General features: G+C 40.7%; 5 protein-coding genes and 1 pseudogene. 4 read left to right on the top strand and 2 right to left on the bottom strand.

The annotated features are described in order from the left end of the window. From LC574_RS33435 to LC574_RS33420, 4 genes and pseudogenes are all read left to right on the top strand, one after another. Positions 1 to 211: pseudogene (locus tag LC574_RS33435) on the top strand (septum site-determining protein MinC); the annotation flags it as partial. A gap of 167 nt (positions 212 to 378) precedes the next feature. Then, the gene (minD, locus tag LC574_RS33430) at positions 379 to 1,185 is read left to right on the top strand and encodes a septum site-determining protein MinD (RefSeq protein WP_104908781.1); all 807 of its coding nucleotides are present in this window, start codon (positions 379 to 381) and stop codon (positions 1,183 to 1,185) included. A 36-nt stretch (positions 1,186 to 1,221) separates the two neighbouring features. Then, on the top strand, positions 1,222 to 1,512 hold the full coding sequence (gene minE / locus LC574_RS33425; protein ID WP_229457880.1) for a cell division topological specificity factor MinE: 291 nt from the start codon (positions 1,222 to 1,224) through the stop codon (positions 1,510 to 1,512). 121 nt (positions 1,513 to 1,633) lie between these two features. Then, the gene (locus LC574_RS33420) at positions 1,634 to 1,861 is read left to right on the top strand and encodes an NYN domain-containing protein (RefSeq protein WP_229457878.1); all 228 of its coding nucleotides are present in this window, start codon (positions 1,634 to 1,636) and stop codon (positions 1,859 to 1,861) included. 33 nt (positions 1,862 to 1,894) lie between these two features. Here the strand turns inward: LC574_RS33420 and LC574_RS33415 are convergent, their stop codons facing one another. Both LC574_RS33415 and LC574_RS33410 read right to left on the bottom strand, forming a co-directional pair. Then, the gene (locus LC574_RS33415) at positions 1,895 to 2,101 is read right to left on the bottom strand and encodes a Txe/YoeB family addiction module toxin (RefSeq protein WP_273768708.1); all 207 of its coding nucleotides are present in this window, start codon (positions 2,099 to 2,101) and stop codon (positions 1,895 to 1,897) included. Positions 2,102 to 2,126: 25 nt separating this feature from the next. After that, positions 2,127 to 2,486, bottom strand: a complete 360-nt coding sequence (locus tag LC574_RS33410; RefSeq protein ID WP_229457876.1) for a type II toxin-antitoxin system Phd/YefM family antitoxin — start codon at positions 2,484 to 2,486, stop codon at positions 2,127 to 2,129. Between the last annotated feature and the right edge of the window lie 579 nt (positions 2,487 to 3,065).

The raw sequence follows: 3,065 nt of genomic DNA, 5'->3' as shown, positions 1-3,065 counted from the left end.
TGGTGCTGGAGGCAATAGTGAGTGTCTGATTATGGCCTTGCAAATGGAACCAACCCAACTACGGATCGCAGATGCTGTAGCTAGGGCACCAGAAAAACCGCCAATGCAGTTTTTTCCAGAGGTGGCACATATTACGCCCCAAGGAATTCGCATCGCTAGGGCTACTGATTTTTCCAGAAACCAATTTACCAAGAGCAATCAAGAGCCATAAATATTTACTTAAAGAATGAAGTATAAAGGATGAAATAACATAAATATTCATACCTCGCCCTGATCAGGGAGAACAGATATTTCTTCATACTTGATACGATACTTCATACTTTATACTGCAATTTACTGTTTTATATTTTCTGAACCCTTATTGACCGCATTTCTATCATGACTCGCATTATAGTGATTACCTCCGGCAAAGGAGGAGTGGGTAAAACCACAGTTTCAGCAAATCTGGGCATGGCTTTAGCCAAAATGGGGCGTCAAGTTGCCTTGGTTGATGCGGATTTTGGTCTGAGAAATTTGGATTTGCTGCTAGGGCTAGAAAACCGCATCGTCTATACTGCGGTGGAAGTTTTAGCCAGAGAGTGCCGCTTAGAACAAGCCTTGGTGAAAGATAAGCGCCAACCCAATCTCGTACTTTTGCCGGCAGCCCAAAATCGCTCTAAAGATGCAGTCACGCCTGAACAGATGAAGTTATTGGTGAATGCACTGGCACAAAAATATCAGTACGTAATCATCGATAGCCCCGCCGGGATTGAGAATGGGTTTAAAAATGCGATCGGCCCAGCAAAAGAAGCACTAGTTGTCAGCACACCAGAAATTTCCTCAGTTCGTGACGCTGACCGGGTAGTGGGGTTACTTGAGGCACAAGGTATCAAGCGTGTTCATTTAATAATTAACCGCATCAGACCCTCAATGGTGCAGGCAAATGATATGATGTCAGTGCAAGATGTTCAGGAACTTCTCGCCATTCCCCTGATCGGGGTAATCCCTGACGACGAGCGTGTTATTGTATCTACCAATCGCGGCGAACCCTTAGTGTTAGCGGAAAATCCCTCTTTAGCTGCCACAGCCTTTGAGAACATTGCTCGTAGATTAGAAGGGGAAAGTGTCGAATTTCTGGAGATCGACTCGTCCCAAGACAGCATCTTCGCCCGTATACGAAGGTTGTTCAGGACAAAGATTGTTTAATTAACTTTTCCAGTCTCCGCGCCAGACCTATTCGTAATGATTGAACTTCTAGAACGACTTTTTTCTCGCGGCCCTGATAGCAGTCGAACTCAAGTTAAACGTCGCCTGCAATTGGTGATTGCTCATGATCGCGCTGATTTAGATCCTCAAACGTTGGAAAAAATGCGGCAAGAAATCTTAGATGTAGTCTGTCGCTATGTGGAAGTTGAGACAGAGGGCTTGGAGTTCTCCTTAGAAAGCAACCAACGAACGACAGCTTTAATTGCTAATTTGCCCATCCGCCGAGTTAAAGGAGCCATACCTGAATGGGAAAGGGGTGATAAATAAGTCTTTATAGTTTTAATCTTAGAGGATAGGAATAGGACAACATACGAACGCTTTTGAGTTAAGTGTTAGAAAATAATCAAGTAAGGGAACACTAGTCTTGTCCAACAAGCTAGGTAAATAAATGCGAGTATCCCTTTTCTTAGATGGTGCAAACTTCTTTTATATGCAGAGAGATTGTTTGAGGTGGTGGACAGACCCAAAGAAAATTTTAGATTTTGTAAGAACAAAAGGCGAATTGGTTGATGCGTTTTATTATATGGGTGTAGATGCTCCTCCAGAAGCTAGACAGGAAGCTTACTTAAAAGCATTGCCAACTATGGGCTATACGTTGGTTACAAAAACTTTATAATGCTACTTATATTTTGGGATATATAATTAATAGTTAATAATGATAACGAGCTTGTAAAAAATTTATTTCATCATCTTTTACAAGATATACAATTCTATGTTCTTGTGTTAAACGGCGAGACCAAGTATTAGGATCTAAATATTTTAAAGGTTCCGGCTTACCTTTCCCCTTAAAAGGATCTTGGCAAGTCTCTTTTACAAGATCCAAAACTTTAAGGGTAACTCGTTGATCATTTTCCACCCAAAATTTCAAGTCTTCTAAAAATTCAGGTTGAAATACTGTTTTTCTTTGCTTTGGAGTTGCTGGAATTTCTTGTTTTGATTGGTTTTTGAGGTTCTTCTTTTTGGTCAAATCCTAACTCCTTACTAAGATCATCCAAGCTTTGAGATTTTACAACTCCTGATTTAGCTCGGTTTAAAGCTGTTAGCAAACGTTCAGCGTTACGGGGAGAACGTAAAAGATGAGCAGTTTCTAGAATACTAGAAAGTTCATCAATAGGTATTAAAGCTACACTTTCAGCATTACGACGTGTAATGATTACAAAATCGCGTTCTGAAGTAACTTTCTGGCACAGTTCAGACAGCTTTTCTCGTGCTTGTGTGTAAGTATAACTAGCAGAAACCATAAGTATCAAAAGTTCCGTTTTTACTTGTAAATTGAATTAAGTACATTCTCGATTAACCTGTACACAAAGTCTGTACAGGTTGATGCTTTTATCGTAACATAAGAGAAATTGATAAAGTAAAATTTTCAAAAAACCTGGTCAAGCAGTTCTGACTAATTGGGGTCAAAAACATTGTAGGTCGTAGATTACAGCGTCTACAGTCTAAAAGGGTGTTTGAAAAGTTTTAAAGAGTCAAATTTTATGCCAGTCGCCGCACCTTAATACGGTTTATGGCAAGGTAGATGAAACGTCTGCGATGTTTCGGAAACTTTATATTAATAGTGGAACGAAGTTTTAAAGGGGTTTTGCTTAAGTTGACACTAGTGTTAGGATGCCCACCCCACAAGAATCATCCCTATTTTATGCAACACCAAAAAAAAATCTCCCGTTGTCGTCACTGCTGACAACGGGAGTATGTCAAATGCCCCACCCACAAGGGGATGTGGCTTGCAACTAGACCACAAGGGTCTGTGGCATACGGGTAATTGACTGTACCCTGTCTCTCCGTCTGACCAGCAGTAGAGAGAAGAAGTTTCTGTT

The organism is Nostoc sp. CHAB 5715, from assembly GCF_020829685.1.
Lineage (GTDB): Bacteria > Cyanobacteriota > Cyanobacteriia > Cyanobacteriales > Nostocaceae > Nostoc.
Note: the sequence above shows the minus strand (reverse complement) of the source record. Positions and strands in the feature narration are given on the sequence as shown.